This window comes from Citrobacter sp. Cpo061 (assembly GCF_030332845.1).
GTDB classification, from domain to species: Bacteria; Pseudomonadota; Gammaproteobacteria; order Enterobacterales; family Enterobacteriaceae; genus Citrobacter; species Citrobacter portucalensis.
The window spans coordinates 51,242-66,095 of the sequence record NZ_JAOWHB010000019.1 but is presented as its reverse complement, the minus strand read 5'-3'; the positions used below and the strand labels follow the sequence as shown (position 1 = coordinate 66,095).

Below are 14,854 nucleotides of genomic sequence, written 5' to 3'. Positions count from 1 at the left end.
ACAGGCGGAACGTTGGGCATACGGGTTCCGCCTGCTGTGCAGATTAATCCAGCTGAGTAATATCCAGTGCAGCGCGATCGATAATACCGATGATTTTTTTGATCTGCGCATCGCTGGTATCACCATGATTGACGCGTAGATCCAGCACGGCTTTGAAGTTTTCCAGCGCGCGTTTCATCTGTGGATTTTTGCGTAATTCAAAACCCACGCAGCGGGCTTTAATCCGTTCGTGGATATGTTCCAGATGTTCACGGTTCTCATCCAGCCACTGCTGGCCCTGAGTCGTGATCGCAATCTGTTTACGCCCACCTTCCTCGTCGCTGACGGTGATCAGTGCCTGATCCTGCAAGAAATCCAGCGTTGGATAGATAACGCCCGGGCTTGGGGTGTAATTACCCTGGGTCAGGGTTTCAATCGCTTTAATCAGCTCATAGCCGTGGCTGGCGTCGCGGGTCAAGATATCCAGAATCACCAGGCGTAATTCGCCGTGGCCGAAGAACCGCTGACGACGACCCCCTCCGCCGCCACCACGACCGTGGCGATGTCCGCAACCCTGCTCGTGGTGATGTTCTTTGTTACAGCCTTCATGGCGATGTTCTTCACCTTTGCAGCAACCTGCATGGTGCTCGTTGTGGCGGCCTTCATGGTGATGTCCTTCACCCTTGCAGCAGCCTTCGTGTTGGTGCTCTGTGTGCTTACAGCAACCTTCATGATGGTTTTGCATCATCGTCTCCTGATGTTATTTAGATATATCTAATTTATATCTAAAGATTATCAGTTTGCAAGTCTACAAATTATATCCTGTATAACGTGATGATTATTAACTGTTTTTAAATGCGTGTGATAGCCGGATAATCATAATTTAACTATATCAAAAAATGCTTGCAATATTTTTGATTAGCAATCATTATCATTTAAAAAATAAATTTAGATATATCGTATTATCTTCACAAGGCGAAAAAATGACAAAAAACACCTCACGCTACCCACAGCGCGTTCGCAATGAACTGCGTTTTCGAGAACTTACTGTCCTGCGCGTAGAGCGTATTAGCGCGGGTTTTCAGCGTATTGTACTGGGCGGTGACGCTCTGGACGGTTTTAGCTCACGCGGCTTTGACGACCATACCAAGGTCTTTTTCCCTGAACCGGGCAGCAACTTTGTACCACCTGTCGTCACCGATGAAGGCATTGTCTGGGCTGACGGTGTACGTCCGTTATCCCGTGACTACACGCCGTTGTATGACGAAGCGCGCCATGAGCTGGCACTGGATTTCTATATTCATGACGGCGGCGTGGCAAGTACATGGGCGATGAATGCCCGTGAGGGTGACAAGCTGACGATCGGCGGACCGCGCGGTTCTTTGGTGGTGCCAGAGGATTATGCGTATCAGGTTTACGTGTGTGATGAGTCGGGAATGCCCGCGTTGCGCCGACGCCTGGAGTCGCTCAGCCGTTTGGCGGTACGTCCGCACGTCACGGCGCTGGTTAGCGTGCAGGATGCAGCCTACCAGGACTATTTTGCCCATCTCGACGGATTTACTCTTCAGTGGTTTATCGGCCATGACGAGCAGGCGGTGAATGAACACTTATCGCGGCTAAGCGTGCCCGCAGACGATTATTTCATCTGGATCACCGGCGAAGGCAAGGTGGTCAAAAACCTGAGTGCTCGTTTTGAAACCGAGGCGTTCGATCAGCAACGGGTTCGTGCAGCGGCTTACTGGCATCAACGCCGTTAATCAGTAATTAGAGGGCGGAACGCCAAACGCCTGGCGGAATGCGTAGCTAAATGCCGCGGTGCTTGAATACCCAACGTCGAGTGCCACGGCGGTTACGCTTTTATTTTTCTTCAGCATTAATACCGATTCAAGTATTCGCATTTTTTGCTTCCAGACGCTGAAAGGCAATCCGGTTTCTTTTTTGAAATGGCGTGAAAAGGTACGGGCAGACATACCCAAATGCTGCGCCCAGTATTCAACCGAATGCTCCAGTGCGGGGGATTCTTGTATTGTTCGGCAGACTTTGGTTAATTCGCGATCCTGCGGCCAGGGTAATACAAAGGCGACTTCCGGGAGTTGCAGAATAATATCGACCAGCACACTAACCAGCTTGCCCTCTTTTGACTGACTATCATAATGGCCTGAAATTGAATTCGTGGCGTAATGAATAAACTCTCTGGCGAAATCACTGATAGCCACGACTTTGCATTCATTGATGCTCTCTTCAAGAAAACCCGGTTTAATATCCAGATTTTCTAAATACACATCATCTAATGCCCAAACCGCATGCTCCGTATTATTTGGGATCCAAATGCCATAATGCGCGGGGATTATCCAGCACTTACCGGCAACATCAATGCGCATGCTGCCTTTGCGGGCGAAATGAAACTGCATAAAAGAGTGTGAATGCTGCGGTACATGGTGGTTGGCTTCCAGGACATAAGAGCGAAAGAATACGTCCTGCGGCAGTTCGGTCATGGAGTTATCCGGGAAGGAGTTCCACTGTTTTTGCGCGAGAGTTTCCATAAATGAATCGTCAATGCTCCCGATGGTGTGTCCGCTGTTCGATAGATTTTGTCCGCGGATCATAATACATACACTCTTTTTTCCATAATAATCTTGCGTAATAATTTTTAGTCCACTTTTGGTAAATACCATGAACTCGCTTTGTTCAGATGCTGTCATCGTCAATGAAACAAATGATAACTGGACCCGAATGGGAAAAGAGCTGCTTTCGCAAGCGGATATCAGAATTAATGGCTCGCGCGCCTGGGACATTCAACTTCATCATACCGGTTTCTTTAAACGGGTATTGCAACAAGGCTCGTTAGGGCTTGGCGAAAGCTATATGGAAGGCTGGTGGGACTGCGAACGGCTCGATATTCTGTTCTGCAAAATCCTGAAAGCAAAACTCGACCAGCAGATGCCAGGTAATCTGAAAGATATTTTACGCATTGCCAGCGCACGCCTGTTTAATTTGCAGTCACGTAGCCGTGCATGGATCGTCGGTAAAGAACATTATGATATTGGTAACGATCTCTTTGCGCTGATGCTTGATCCGCATATGCAATATTCCTGCGGTTACTGGAAAGACGCGACCACATTAGACGAAGCGCAAAATGCCAAATTAAAAATGATCTGCGAGAAGCTGCAGCTTAAGCCGGGTATGCGTTTACTCGATATCGGTTGTGGATGGGGAGGGTTGGCAGAATATGCGGCGCGTCATTATGGCGTGGCGGTAGAAGGCGTTACCATTTCCAAAGAGCAGCAGAAAATGGCGCAGCAGCGCTGTGAAGGGCTGGACGTTAACATTCTGCTGCAGGATTATCGCGATCTTGATAAACACTACGATCGCATTGTGTCCGTGGGGATGTTTGAACACGTCGGGCCGAAAAACTACGACACCTATTTCAGCATCGCTGACCGTTGTTTAAAACCGGATGGACTGTTCCTGCTGCATACCATTGGCAGCAATAAAAAAGGGATGAGCGTCGATCCGTGGATCAATAAATACATTTTCCCGAACGGTTGCTTACCGTCGATTTCCCATATTGCCGAGGCCAGCGAATCACGGTTTGTGATGGAGGACTGGCATAACTTCGGCAGCGATTATGATAAAACGCTGATGGCCTGGCATGAGCGCTTTAATCAGGCCTGGCCGGAGCTGTCATCACGTTATTCCGCCACCTTCAGAAGAATGTTTAATTATTATTTATGTGCATGCGCAGGGGCTTTCCGCGCCAGAGATATTGAGCTTTGGCAGGTGCTGTTTAGCCGCGGCGTAGAGGGCGGGATCCGCGTTTATCGTTAACGTTCTGCCGGATGGCGGCGCAAGCGCCTTATCCGGCCTACATAGGTTTGTACTCGTAGGCCTGATAAGCGCAGCGCATCAGGCATTTCTTCGCAGGATGGCGGCGCAAGTGCCTTATCAGGCATTTATGGCTTAGCCCAATTCACTCTCTGCCAGCGCTTTAAATACCATTGCGACGGCATGCGCGCCGGGGTCCATATTTCCGAGCAGGCTTTCACTGCTCAGATACGATGCGCGACCCGCATTGGCTTTGCTCGACAAACAGGTTCGTTCGGCTCCCGCTTGCGCGGCGTCGAAGGCGGCCTGCAGATTTTGCGGCTGCGTGAGCAGCGAAGTCAGAGCCGGTTGCAGCGCATCAATCATGGTGCGATCGCCTTCGTCTGCGCCGCCGTAGAACTTCATCTGCGCCAGTCCCGTATTCAGGGCTTCGGCAACGTTAGCTCCCTGTTCCAGTTTCTGCCCCGCAGCGGTAAAGAAAATAGACATCAGCACACCGCTGGAACCGCCCATCACCACGGTCAGACGTTCGCCAATCAGCGCAAACAGCGTGGCAAGGTTATCCAGCGGCAACTGCTGACGATGCAGCAGACCGGCAATTTCGCGCGCGCCTGCGGCAAAGGTTGAACCGGTATCGCCATCGCCGACTTTGGCATCCAGCGCATTAAGATGGGTCTCCAGATCGGAAAGGGTTGTGGTGACAAGCTCCACAATCCCGGCCACCAGGGCATTTGCCGAAGGCTGGAATTCCACACGTGCGCTACGCTGAGATGACGGTACACAGCTGATTTCACGCGGTGGGACCGGCGTCGGCCAGTTACTGGTTTCCACCTCTGTGAGCAGCGCTTTTTCGATGCTCTCTTCCAGCATGATGGCCGTCAGTGAAAAGCCTTTCATATCCAGCGCGGTAACCAACGAGGCCGGGCCAATCAGCCAGTCGATACGCGGATGCAGCGGGCTGCTGGCCAGTTCGCGGGTAATGATGGACATTTCGGCAACAGAAACACCGCCAAGATTGTTAATCATCACCGCCAGACGGCCGGTTTCAGGCAGGGCAGCCAGCAGTTTATCCACCATCAGGTTCACCACCTGCGCACTGTTCTGGGTGTCGATGACCGAGGCGCCTGGTTCGCCGTGAATGCCCATACCCAGCTCCGCGTGGCCCGGATGATGACGCGGGGCGGCGTCGGTTTCTTGCGGCAGATGACAGCTGGAAAGCGCAACGCCCAGACTGAAGGTGTTATTGGCCGCGTATTGCGCTTCACGCAGGACGGTGGCGAGGTTGTAGCCGCGTTCGGCAAAATAGCCCGCGATTTTATGCACCAGGATGGTTCCCGCAATGCCGCGCGGGTGTTTGTTATCCGGCAGGGAGATGTCATCGCCGACAATCAGCATTTCAACGTTGTAACCAAGGCGACGGGCTTTCTCGGCGGCAAGACCGAAATTAAGACGATCACCGGTGTAATTTTTCACGATCAACAAACAGCCCGCCTCACCGGTTACCGCCTGAATGGCGGTCAGTACCGCATCTACGCTCGGGGAAGCGAACACGTCGCCACAGACCGCGGCCGTTAGCATACCTTTACCGATAAACCCAACGTGCGCGGGTTCGTGCCCTGAACCGCCGCCGGAAATGACCGCCACGTTATTTTTGTTAAGGTCACGGCGGACCACGATGCGAATAGCCGGATCGCTTTCCAGACGCGCCAGATTATTCCACGGGCTGGCGATAATCGTACCGTCGATGACGTCGCTCACGAGATGGGTGCGTTGATTAAAAAAGAATTGAGACATAACGGCTCCTTGAGGTTGAGTGTAAGACAAACCCCCGGAAGCATGGTCATGGTGCGGAGGCGATAGAGAGATTCTGGCGAAGTCAGCGTGGAAAAAAACAACGTTAAAATGAGTTTCATTACGGAACGTTGTTATTGTTTTTTGTTCCGAAATGAAACCGAAAAGAACGGGGAACGATCACAATGCGAGCTTGCTCGACTTTTTCCTCTCGCGATGAATGCAGGTCACACTGCACTGTCAGCTTTTTTTACCGGTATTTTGGCAAGTGAGTGGGTAAAAGAGAAAGTGAGATTCGTCTGTGCCGGAGATTTGGTGGTAAATGAACGGATCGGGATCGCAAACCTTATATTTTTTATGGTTAAGCGTTCCAATATGAAACATTTGTCGTTTTTATCTGTTTCATATCAGAACAAAAAGACGAAAGATTTTTTTGTGCACGCCTCGCCATACAGTTATTGCATCGCTCCGGTACCTCCCGTTTTCGCCATCAGCATCAGGCCAAACAGGTTAACGCCAGGGCTCACCATGTAAAAACATGTACTTATTTGAGGATGAAAGGAATGCTAAAAGTTATTCAATCTCCAGCCAAATATCTCCAGGGCCCTGACGCTTCCACCTTGTTTGGTCAATACGCTAAAAATCTGGCGGACAGCTTTTTCGTGATTGCGGATGACTTCGTGATGAAGCTGGCGGGAGAGAAGGTACTCAACGGCCTGCACAGCCACGACATTAGCTGCCATGCGGAACGCTTTAACGGTGAATGTAGCCATGTTGAAATTAATCGCCTGATTACCATTCTGAAACAGCACGGTTGCCGCGGTGTGGTTGGGATTGGCGGTGGGAAAACGCTGGATACCGCCAAAGCGATTGGCTACTACCAGAAGTTGCCGGTGGTGGTGATCCCGACTATCGCGTCTACCGATGCGCCAACCAGCGCGCTGTCCGTTATCTATACCGAAGCCGGTGAGTTTGAAGAGTATCTGATCTACCCGAAAAACCCGGATATGGTGGTAATGGACACAGCAATCATTGCCAAAGCGCCGGTACGTCTGCTGGTGGCCGGGATGGGCGATGCGCTCTCGACCTGGTTTGAAGCGAAAGCCTGTTATGACGCCAGAGCGACCAGCATGGCGGGCGGACAGTCCACGGTGGCGGCGCTGAGCCTGGCGCGCTTGTGCTATGATACCCTGCTGGCGGAAGGCGAGAAGGCACGCTTTGCCGCGCAGGCCGGCGTGGTGACCGATGCGCTGGAGCGTATTGTCGAAGCTAATACTTACCTCAGCGGCATCGGCTTTGAAAGCAGCGGTCTGGCAGGGGCGCATGCGATCCACAACGGCTTTACGATTCTGGAAGAGTGCCACCATTTGTACCACGGTGAAAAAGTCGCCTTTGGTACGCTGGCGCAGCTGGTGTTGCAAAACAGCCCGATGGAAGAGATCGAAACCGTGCTGAATTTCTGTCAGAAAGTAGGCCTGCCGGTAACGTTAGCGGAAATGGGCGTGAAAGAAGACGTTGACGGCAAGATCATGGCGGTGGCAAAAGCGACCTGTGCAGAAGGTGAAACCATCCACAATATGCCGTTCCCGGTAACGCCTGAAAGCGTACATGCCGCTATTCTGACGGCAGACCTGCTGGGACAGCAGTGGTTGGCGCGTTAATCAGTCGTCGGTAGGTTTTTATCCGGCATCTTCTCCCCCTCTGACAGTCTCTGCCGGAGGGGTTGTCTATGGTTAAACAGCGGAAAGGGATATGACGGCGCACACGCATAGCATCGGGAAGGAAGTCTCTTCAGTCATTGCCCAGTCATGGCATCGTTGCAGCAAGTTTATGCAGCGGGAAACCTGGCAGGCGCCGCATCAGGCGCAAGGGCTGACCTTTGAGTCGATTTGTCGTCGCAAGACGGCGTTGCTGACGATTGCTCAGGCTGCGCTGGAAGATGCCTGGGAGTTTATGGACGGCCGCCCGTGCGCGCTGCTGATTCTGGATGAATCAGCCTGTATTCTCAGCCGTTGCGGTGATCCGCAGACGGTGGAGCAGCTGGCGGAGCTTGGGTTTCGCGACGGCAGCTACTGTGCGGAAAGCATCATTGGCAGTTGTGCACTGTCGCTGGCGACGATGCCGGGCCAGCCGACAAAAACCTCTGGCGATCAGCATTTTAAACAGGCTCTGCATCCGTGGTCGTTCTGCTCGACGCCGGTCTTCGATAACCATGGTCGACTGTTCGGCTCCATCTCGCTGTGTTGTCTGGTGGAGCATGAGTGCGTTTCTGATTTATCCCTGACGCTGGCGATAGCCAGAGAAGTCGGCAACTCTTTGCTGACCGACAGCCTGCTGGCTGAATCCAACCGCCATCTGAACCAGATGTACGGGCTGCTGGAAAGTATGGATGATGGTGTGATGGCCTGGAACGAACAGGGCGTATTGCAGTTCCTCAATGCGCGTGCGGCGCTGCTTTTGCATCTCGATGCGCAGGCCAGCCAGGGAAAAAATATTCACGATCTGCTCAATCTCCCCATGCTGCTGCGCCGGGCGATCAAACATGCCCGCGGCCTGAATCACGTCGAAGTTACCTTTGAAAGCCAGCATCAGTTTGTTGATGCCGTCATTACCCTGAAACCGATTGTTGAGGAGCAGGGCAACAGCTTTATCCTGCTGCTGCATCCGGTAGAGCAAATGCGCCAGCTGATGACCAGCCAGCTCGGCAAGGTGAGTCACACCTTTGAGCAGATGTCGACTGACGATCCGGAAACCCGCCGTTTGATCCACTTTGGACGCCAGGCGGCGAGGGGGAGTTTCCCGATCCTGCTGTGCGGAGAAGAGGGCGTTGGTAAGGAGCTGCTGAGTCAGGCCATTCACAATGAAAGCGAGCGCGCCAGCGGGCCGTATATCGCCGTGAACTGTCAGCTGTATGCCAACAGCGTGCTGGGGCAGGATTTTATGGGCAGTGCGCCCACCGACGATGAAAATGGCCGGCTGAGCCGTCTTGAACTGGCGAACGGCGGCACGCTGTTTCTGGAAAAAATTGAATATCTGGCGCCGGAGCTGCAATCCGCGCTGTTACAGGTGATCAAGCAGGGGGTACTAACCCGCCTGGATGCCCGTCGGTTGATTCCGGTGGATGTCAAAGTGATCGCCACCACCACGGTTGATCTCGCCAATCTGGTGGAGCAAAACCGCTTTAGCCGTCAGCTATATTACGCGCTGCACTCTTTTGAGATAGTGATCCCCCCGCTGCGGGCGCGGCGTAACAGTATTCCCTCGCTGATTTATACGCGACTGAATAGCCTGAAAAAACGCTTTTCATCCAGTTTGAAGATCGACGACGACGCGCTGGCTCAGCTGGTGGCCTATTCGTGGCCGGGCAATGACTTTGAGCTGAACAGCATTATCGAAAACATCGCCATCAGCAGTGATAACGGCCATATTCGGCTGAGCAATCTACCGGATTATCTGTTTGCCGAACGTCCTGGTCTGGAGACGGCGTCTTCACTGCTGCCAGCCAGTCTGACCTTTACCGCTATCGAAAAAGAGGCGATTATCCATGCTGCTCGCGTCACCAGCGGACGCGTACAGGAGATGTCGCAACTGCTGAACATTGGTCGCACTACCTTGTGGCGCAAGATGAAGCAATACGACATTGATGCCAGCCAGTTTAAGCGCAAGCATCTGGACTAGTTTCTTCAATTCTCGCCATCGAGAACAGCGCGTCCGACAGTCGGTTGATGTAACGCCTGGGTTCATCGCGTAACGTCAGCGTTCTGCTCATTGCGATAAGGATCCGCTCCAGTCGGCGCGTCAGAGTTCGCGCAACGTGTAGCTGTGCCGATGGCAGATTTTTCCCCGGAATAACAAACTCTTTGAGTGGGCCGCTTTGCGCCATATTGCGGTCAATAAGCTGCTCCAGCGCCTGAATATCCTCATCGCCAATACGCTGTTGTAAGCGAGTGAGTCCTTTCTCATCGCTGGCGAGTTCCGCACCCAGTACAAACAGCATCTTCTGCATGGCGTGCAGATCCTGGCGTAGTTCAGCCTGGTGCGTGCTGGCATAGCAGACGCCAAGCTGGGAAATCAGTTCATCCACCGTGCCATAGGCCTCAACGCGGATGTCGTCTTTGTCGATACGGCTGCCGCCAAACAGCGCGGTCGTGCCTTTATCGCCGGTTCGGGTGTAGATGCGGTACATTTATTTTATCTCGCTGAAGGGAAGTACTTTGACCAGTTGACCGGCATTGGCGCCAAGCGTTCGGATCTGCGCAATTCCGGCGCGGATATGCCCACGGATCAGTGCCCGATCCTCGGGCAACTGGGCGTGGGTTAAAGCAATATCACCCGTGGCGTTAAGACCTAGACCGACACGTAGCGTTGAGCTTTTGGCCGCAAGTTTGCTCAATGCCAGCGCGCAGTCATGCTCGTCGCAACAGATTGCCCGGCAAGGGACGCCTTGCTCTTCCAGTCCCCAGCACAGCTCATCAAGCACGCGAGTATCCAGCCAGCGTGAGTGATAAAACAGATGTACGCCCGGTGATGAAAGTGACATTGCGCCCCCTGCGTTATCAGAATGCCTGACGGAAGATCTCGGCAATTTCTTTCTCGTTCCCTTTGCGTGGGTTAGAGAAGGCGTTGCCGTCCTTCAGCGCCATTTCCGCCATGTACGGGAAATCGGCTTCTTTGACGCCCAGATCGCGCAAATGCTGCGGAATGCCGATGTCAGCGGAGAGACGGGCAATGGCGTGAATGGCCAGTTCGGCGGCATCCATGGTGGAGAGTCCGTCAGTGTTTTCACCCATAAATTCTGCGATATCGGCAAATTTCTCCGGGTTAGCGATCAGGTTATAGCGCGCCACGTGCGGGAGCAGAACGGCATTCGCCACGCCGTGTGGCATGTCGTACAGACCGCCAAGCTGATGCGCCATTGCGTGAACGTAGCCGAGGTTGGCGTTGTTGAAAGCCATACCCGCCAACAGAGAGGCGTAGGCCATGTTCTCGCGAGCTTTCAGGTTGCTGCCCAGCGCTACGGCCTGACGCAAGTTGCGTGCGATCAGGCGAATAGCCTGAATAGCGGCGGCGTCGGTGACCGGGTTGGCATCTTTGGAAATATAGGCTTCTACGGCGTGGGTCAGGGCGTCCATGCCGGTCGCGGCGGTCAGCGGAGCGGGTTTGCCGAGCATCAGCAGCGGATCGTTAATGGAGACCGACGGCAGGTTACGCCAGCTGACAATCACAAACTTCACTTTGGTTTTGGTATTGGTCAGCACGCAGTGGCGGGTGACTTCGCTGGCGGTACCGGCAGTGGTATTCACTGCAACGATAGGCGGCAGCGGGTTGGTCAGGGTTTCAATCCCGGCATAGCTGTAGAGATCGCCTTCGTGAGTTGCCGCGATACCGATGCCTTTACCGCAGTCATGCGGGCTACCGCCGCCAACGGTAACGATGATATCGCAATGCTCTTTGCGAAAGACCTCCAGACCATCGCGCACGTTGGTGTCTTTGGGATTTGGCTCAACGCCGTCAAAAACCACCACGTCAATGCCCGCTTCACGTAAATGGGCGAGGGTTTTATCTACCGCACCGTCTTTAATAGCCCGCAGACCTTTATCAGTCACCAGCAGCGCTTTTTTACCGCCTAACAGTTTGCAGCGTTCGCCGACAACGGAAATAGCATTGGGGCCAAAGAAGTTCACATTTGGCACCAGGTAATCAAACATACGATAGCTCATAATATACCTTCTTAGATTTAAATTATAATTCAGAGAAACAATTCAGTGCGGTTTCTGCTAATAATCTGTCTTGTTCGACAGTGCCGCCGCTAACGCCAACGGCACCAATTAATTTACCGTTTAATATGACAGGTAAGCCGCCGCCGAAAATAACAATGCGCTGTTGGTTAGTAAGCTGCAAACCATATAGCGAAGCGCCAGGTTGTACCGCGTCGGTAATTTCATGGGTACCCTGGCGCAGGCAGCAGGCGGTATACGCTTTATTAAGAGAGATATCACAGCTGGTGACAAACGCATCGTCCATGCGTTGCATTAGCAGCGTATTTCCGCCGTGATCCACCACAGAAAAGACCACCGGAACGTTGATCTCAAGCGCTTTAGCCTCAACGGCCTGCGCCATTTTTTTTGCAGCCGCCAGCGTAATGGTGGCAATTTGTTGGCTCTTATTCACAGTCTCTCCTGAAAATGTTGTAGGGCTGAGGTCACGAAACATATCGCGCAACAGCTATTTTTATCATTGGCTTTACCTTATTTTCTCGCCGCACGTTATTAAGTCAATAGGGTGGATTTTTCATAAAAATTAAATTTATTTCCCTGATTTTGCGTTTATTGATAATGATCATTTAACCTCGTCACAATTCACGATGGATATTCCTGAATTGCGTTTCAATATGGAACGATGCATTTTTATTAGGTGCCAAATTGGAACGAAATTAATTTTATTTTTTTATTGCTTGGCTCATTTAGAGTTCGGCCATTGCTGATGAAAGGCGAATGCCGGGTGTGGTGTCCCCGGTAATGCGGCCCGGCGTCCCTATTTTTTACCTTTTGAGTCAATAAATCATGAGAAGATCAAAACGATTCGAAGTGCTTGCGAAGCGGCCTGTAAATCAGGATGGGCTGATTGGCGAATGGCCTGAAGAGGGGCTGATCGCCATGGAAAGCCCTTACGATCCGACGTCGTCGGTGAAGGTGGAAAATGGTCGTATTGTTGAGCTGGACGGTAAGAGCCGCGCCGAGTTCGACATGATCGACCGTTTCATTGCCGATTATGCCATTAACGTGGCCGAAGCTGAGCGCGCCATGCAGCTCGACGCGCTGGAGATCGCCAGAATGCTGGTGGATATCCACGTCAGTCGGGAAGATATTATTGCCATTACCACTGCCATCACCCCGGCGAAAGCGGTGGAAGTGATGGCGCAAATGAACGTGGTGGAGATGATGATGGCGCTACAAAAAATGCGCGCCAGACGCACTCCCTCCAACCAGTGCCACGTGACTAACCTGAAAGATAACCCGGTACAGATAGCCGCCGACGCTGCTGAAGCGGGGATCCGCGGCTTTTCCGAGCAGGAAACGACGGTCGGGATCGCCCGCTACGCGCCGTTTAACGCCCTGGCGCTGCTGGTGGGTTCCCAGTGCGGTCGCCCCGGTGTGCTGACGCAATGTTCCGTTGAGGAGGCCACGGAGCTGGAGCTGGGGATGCGCGGGTTAACCAGCTACGCCGAAACGGTATCGGTATACGGTACAGAGTCGGTGTTTACCGACGGCGATGATACGCCGTGGTCCAAAGCGTTTCTCGCCTCGGCCTATGCGTCGCGTGGCCTGAAGATGCGCTACACCTCCGGCACCGGCTCGGAGGCGCTGATGGGCTATTCCGAAAGTAAATCGATGCTTTATCTGGAGTCACGCTGCATTTTTATCACTAAAGGCGCGGGCGTACAGGGGCTGCAAAACGGTGCGGTCAGCTGTATCGGCATGACCGGCGCTGTGCCGTCAGGGATCCGCGCGGTGCTGGCGGAAAACCTGATTGCCTCAATGCTCGACCTTGAAGTGGCCTCCGCCAATGACCAGACCTTTTCCCACTCCGATATTCGCCGTACTGCCCGTACCCTGATGCAGATGCTGCCGGGTACCGACTTTATTTTCTCCGGTTACAGCGCGGTACCCAACTACGACAACATGTTTGCCGGATCGAACTTCGACGCTGAAGATTTCGATGATTACAACATTCTGCAACGCGATCTGATGGTTGACGGCGGTCTGCGGCCGGTCACGGAAGAGGAAACCATCGCCATTCGCAATAAGGCCGCACGCGCCATTCAGGCGGTGTTCCGCGAACTGGGCCTGCCGCTGATTAGCGATGAAGAAGTCGAAGCTGCTACTTATGCTCACGGCAGCAAAGATATGCCCGCGCGCAATGTGGTGGAAGATCTGGCCGCCGTGGAAGAGATGATGAAGCGCAATATCACCGGGCTGGATATCGTCGGCGCACTAAGCCGTAGCGGTTTCGAAGATATCGCCAGTAACATCCTCAATATGCTGAGACAGCGTGTTACCGGTGATTACCTGCAAACGTCGGCTATTCTGGATCGCCAGTTCGACGTCGTCAGCGCCGTCAACGACATCAATGATTATCAGGGACCTGGTACCGGCTATCGCATCAGTGCCGAACGCTGGGCGGAAATTAAAAATATTGCGGGCGTGGTTCAGCCCGGCTCGATCGAATAAGGCGGTACACAGTGGAATGCACAACTGAACGTAAGCCGGTTTTCACCTTACAGGTGAGCGAAGGCGAGGCGGCTAACGCGGATGAGCGCGTGGATGAGGTGGTGATTGGCGTCGGCCCGGCCTTTGATAAGTATCAGCATAAAACCTTGATTGATATGCCGCACAACGCGATTTTGAAAGAGCTGGTTGCTGGCATCGAAGAAGAGGGACTGCATGCGCGAGTAGTGAGGATCTTGCGCACCTCGGATGTTTCTTTTATGGCATGGGATGCGGCAAATCTCAGCGGCTCAGGCATTGGGATTGGTATCCAGTCGAAAGGAACCACGGTGATTCATCAGCGCGATCTGCTGCCGCTAAGTAACCTGGAACTGTTTTCTCAGGCTCCGCTGCTGACGCTGGAAACCTATCGTCAGATTGGTAAAAACGCCGCGCGCTATGCACGCAAAGAGTCGCCTTCGCCGGTGCCAGTGGTCAATGACCAGATGGTGCGCCCTAAATTTATGGCCAAGGCCGCGCTGTTTCATATCAAAGAAACCAAACACGTGGTGCAGGATGCTGCGCCTGTCACGTTGCATATTGCACTGGTAAGGGAATGACCATGAACGACAACATCATGACCGCGCAGGATTACCCATTAGCCACCCGCTGCCCGGAGAAAATCCGGACGCCTGGCGGCAAGCCGCTAACCGACATTACCCTTGAGAATGTGCTGGCGGGCCGCGTAGGGCCGCAGGATGTGCGTATTTCTCAGCAAACGCTGGAGTACCAGGCGCAGATTGCCGAGCAGATGCAGCGTCATGCCGTGGCGCGCAATTTTCGTCGTGCGGCAGAACTGATTGCGATCCCGGATGCCCGCATTCTGGAGATCTACAACGCACTGAGGCCGTTTCGTTCTTCGTTCGCCGAGTTGCAGGCCATTGCCGATGAACTGGAACACACCTGGCACGCCACGGTGAACGCCGGGTTTGTCCGCGAATCGGCAGAGGTATACCAGCAGAGAAATAAGCTGCGTAAAGGCAGTCAGTGAC

The 14,854-nt window shown here is 53.2% G+C and carries 15 protein-coding genes; 8 read left to right on the top strand and 7 right to left on the bottom strand.

Annotated features, from left to right (window positions below):
• Nucleotides 1-43: 43 nt before the first annotated feature.
• Nucleotides 44-727: a PadR family transcriptional regulator gene (locus OGX97_RS01635; RefSeq protein WP_164091703.1), complete on the bottom strand. Its 684-nt coding sequence runs from the start codon at nt 725-727 to the stop codon at nt 44-46.
• A gap of 235 nt (nt 728-962) precedes the next feature.
• On the opposite strand from OGX97_RS01635, the gene OGX97_RS01630 reads away from it, so the two are divergent.
• Complete coding sequence (locus tag OGX97_RS01630) at nt 963-1,736, top strand: siderophore-interacting protein (protein ID WP_048236806.1); 774 nt, start codon at nt 963-965, stop codon at nt 1,734-1,736.
• On the opposite strand, the gene OGX97_RS01625 is transcribed toward OGX97_RS01630, so the two are convergent.
• A complete protein-coding gene (locus OGX97_RS01625) occupies nt 1,737-2,585 on the bottom strand; it encodes a helix-turn-helix domain-containing protein (RefSeq protein WP_153752181.1) in 849 nt (282 codons plus the stop codon). It lies immediately after the preceding gene.
• Nucleotides 2,586-2,652: 67 nt separating this feature from the next.
• On the opposite strand from OGX97_RS01625, the gene cfa reads away from it, so the two are divergent.
• Entirely contained in the window at nt 2,653-3,807 is a 1,155-nt protein-coding gene (gene cfa / locus OGX97_RS01620; protein ID WP_048225647.1) for a cyclopropane fatty acyl phospholipid synthase, read from the top strand.
• A gap of 132 nt (nt 3,808-3,939) precedes the next feature.
• Here cfa and OGX97_RS01615 read toward each other — a convergent pair whose 3' ends face one another.
• Entirely contained in the window at nt 3,940-5,598 is a 1,659-nt protein-coding gene (locus OGX97_RS01615; RefSeq protein ID WP_235126614.1) for a glycerone kinase, read from the bottom strand.
• Between the two features lie 87 nt (nt 5,599-5,685).
• Between OGX97_RS01615 and OGX97_RS01610 the strand changes: the two genes are divergently transcribed.
• The 3 genes from OGX97_RS01610 to dhaR all read left to right on the top strand — a co-directional run bounded on the left by OGX97_RS01610 (nt 5,686) and on the right by dhaR (nt 9,273).
• On the top strand, nt 5,686-6,129 hold the full coding sequence (locus tag OGX97_RS01610; protein WP_235126616.1) for a hypothetical protein: 444 nt from the start codon (nt 5,686-5,688) through the stop codon (nt 6,127-6,129).
• A 29-nt stretch (nt 6,130-6,158) separates the two neighbouring features.
• A complete protein-coding gene (locus OGX97_RS01605) occupies nt 6,159-7,256 on the top strand; it encodes a glycerol dehydrogenase (RefSeq protein ID WP_079935257.1) in 1,098 nt (365 codons plus the stop codon).
• Nucleotides 7,257-7,347: 91 nt separating this feature from the next.
• Nucleotides 7,348-9,273, top strand: a complete 1,926-nt coding sequence (gene dhaR, locus OGX97_RS01600) for a dihydroxyacetone kinase operon transcriptional regulator DhaR (RefSeq protein ID WP_003828512.1) — start codon at nt 7,348-7,350, stop codon at nt 9,271-9,273.
• Here dhaR and OGX97_RS01595 read toward each other — a convergent pair.
• The 4 genes from OGX97_RS01595 to OGX97_RS01580 are packed head-to-tail and all read right to left on the bottom strand — an operon-like array spanning nt 9,251 to nt 11,766.
• A complete protein-coding gene (locus OGX97_RS01595; protein WP_235126617.1) occupies nt 9,251-9,781 on the bottom strand; it encodes a cob(I)yrinic acid a,c-diamide adenosyltransferase in 531 nt (176 codons plus the stop codon). The two genes, dhaR and OGX97_RS01595, sit on opposite strands and share 23 nt — an antisense overlap.
• Complete coding sequence (locus OGX97_RS01590) at nt 9,782-10,135, bottom strand: glycerol dehydratase reactivase beta/small subunit family protein (RefSeq protein ID WP_032945057.1); 354 nt, start codon at nt 10,133-10,135, stop codon at nt 9,782-9,784.
• Nucleotides 10,136-10,151: 16 nt separating this feature from the next.
• Nucleotides 10,152-11,315: a 1,3-propanediol dehydrogenase gene (dhaT, locus tag OGX97_RS01585; RefSeq protein WP_003024734.1), complete on the bottom strand. Its 1,164-nt coding sequence runs from the start codon at nt 11,313-11,315 to the stop codon at nt 10,152-10,154.
• 22 nt (nt 11,316-11,337) lie between these two features.
• The gene (locus OGX97_RS01580) at nt 11,338-11,766 is read right to left on the bottom strand and encodes a GlcG/HbpS family heme-binding protein (RefSeq protein WP_003828504.1); all 429 of its coding nucleotides are present in this window, start codon (nt 11,764-11,766) and stop codon (nt 11,338-11,340) included.
• A 392-nt stretch (nt 11,767-12,158) separates the two neighbouring features.
• Here OGX97_RS01580 and OGX97_RS01575 point away from each other — a divergent pair, with 392 nt between their 5' ends.
• Genes OGX97_RS01575 through OGX97_RS01565 form a run of 3 tightly spaced genes read left to right on the top strand, consistent with a single transcriptional unit; the run spans nt 12,159 to nt 14,853 of the window.
• Nucleotides 12,159-13,826, top strand: coding sequence for a propanediol/glycerol family dehydratase large subunit (locus OGX97_RS01575; protein WP_235126619.1), 1,668 nt, complete (start codon nt 12,159-12,161; stop codon nt 13,824-13,826).
• Between the two features lie 11 nt (nt 13,827-13,837).
• Complete coding sequence (locus tag OGX97_RS01570) at nt 13,838-14,422, top strand: propanediol/glycerol family dehydratase medium subunit (protein ID WP_008785852.1); 585 nt, start codon at nt 13,838-13,840, stop codon at nt 14,420-14,422.
• 2 nt (nt 14,423-14,424) lie between these two features.
• Nucleotides 14,425-14,853, top strand: coding sequence for a diol dehydratase small subunit (locus OGX97_RS01565; protein WP_007372193.1), 429 nt, complete (start codon nt 14,425-14,427; stop codon nt 14,851-14,853).
• Nucleotide 14,854 lies beyond the last annotated feature (1 nt).

Bases quoted from the DNA above. Each gene is read 5' to 3' on its own strand.
- OGX97_RS01615 (WP_235126614.1), bottom strand. From the start codon at position 5,598: ATGTCTCAATTCTTTTTTAATCAACGCACCCATCTCGTGAGCGACGTC.
- cfa (WP_048225647.1), top strand. From the start codon at position 2,653: ATGAACTCGCTTTGTTCAGATGCTGTCATCGTCAATGAAACAAATGAT.
- OGX97_RS01590 (WP_032945057.1), bottom strand. From the start codon at position 10,135: ATGTCACTTTCATCACCGGGCGTACATCTGTTTTATCACTCACGCTGG.
- OGX97_RS01630 (WP_048236806.1), top strand. From the start codon at position 963: ATGACAAAAAACACCTCACGCTACCCACAGCGCGTTCGCAATGAACTG.
- OGX97_RS01625 (WP_153752181.1), bottom strand. From the start codon at position 2,585: ATGATCCGCGGACAAAATCTATCGAACAGCGGACACACCATCGGGAGC.
- OGX97_RS01635 (WP_164091703.1), bottom strand. From the start codon at position 727: ATGATGCAAAACCATCATGAAGGTTGCTGTAAGCACACAGAGCACCAA.
- OGX97_RS01565 (WP_007372193.1), top strand. From the start codon at position 14,425: ATGAACGACAACATCATGACCGCGCAGGATTACCCATTAGCCACCCGC.
- OGX97_RS01605 (WP_079935257.1), top strand. From the start codon at position 6,159: ATGCTAAAAGTTATTCAATCTCCAGCCAAATATCTCCAGGGCCCTGAC.
- OGX97_RS01595 (WP_235126617.1), bottom strand. From the start codon at position 9,781: ATGTACCGCATCTACACCCGAACCGGCGATAAAGGCACGACCGCGCTG.
- dhaT (WP_003024734.1), bottom strand. From the start codon at position 11,315: ATGAGCTATCGTATGTTTGATTACCTGGTGCCAAATGTGAACTTCTTT.
- dhaR (WP_003828512.1), top strand. From the start codon at position 7,348: ATGACGGCGCACACGCATAGCATCGGGAAGGAAGTCTCTTCAGTCATT.
- OGX97_RS01575 (WP_235126619.1), top strand. From the start codon at position 12,159: ATGAGAAGATCAAAACGATTCGAAGTGCTTGCGAAGCGGCCTGTAAAT.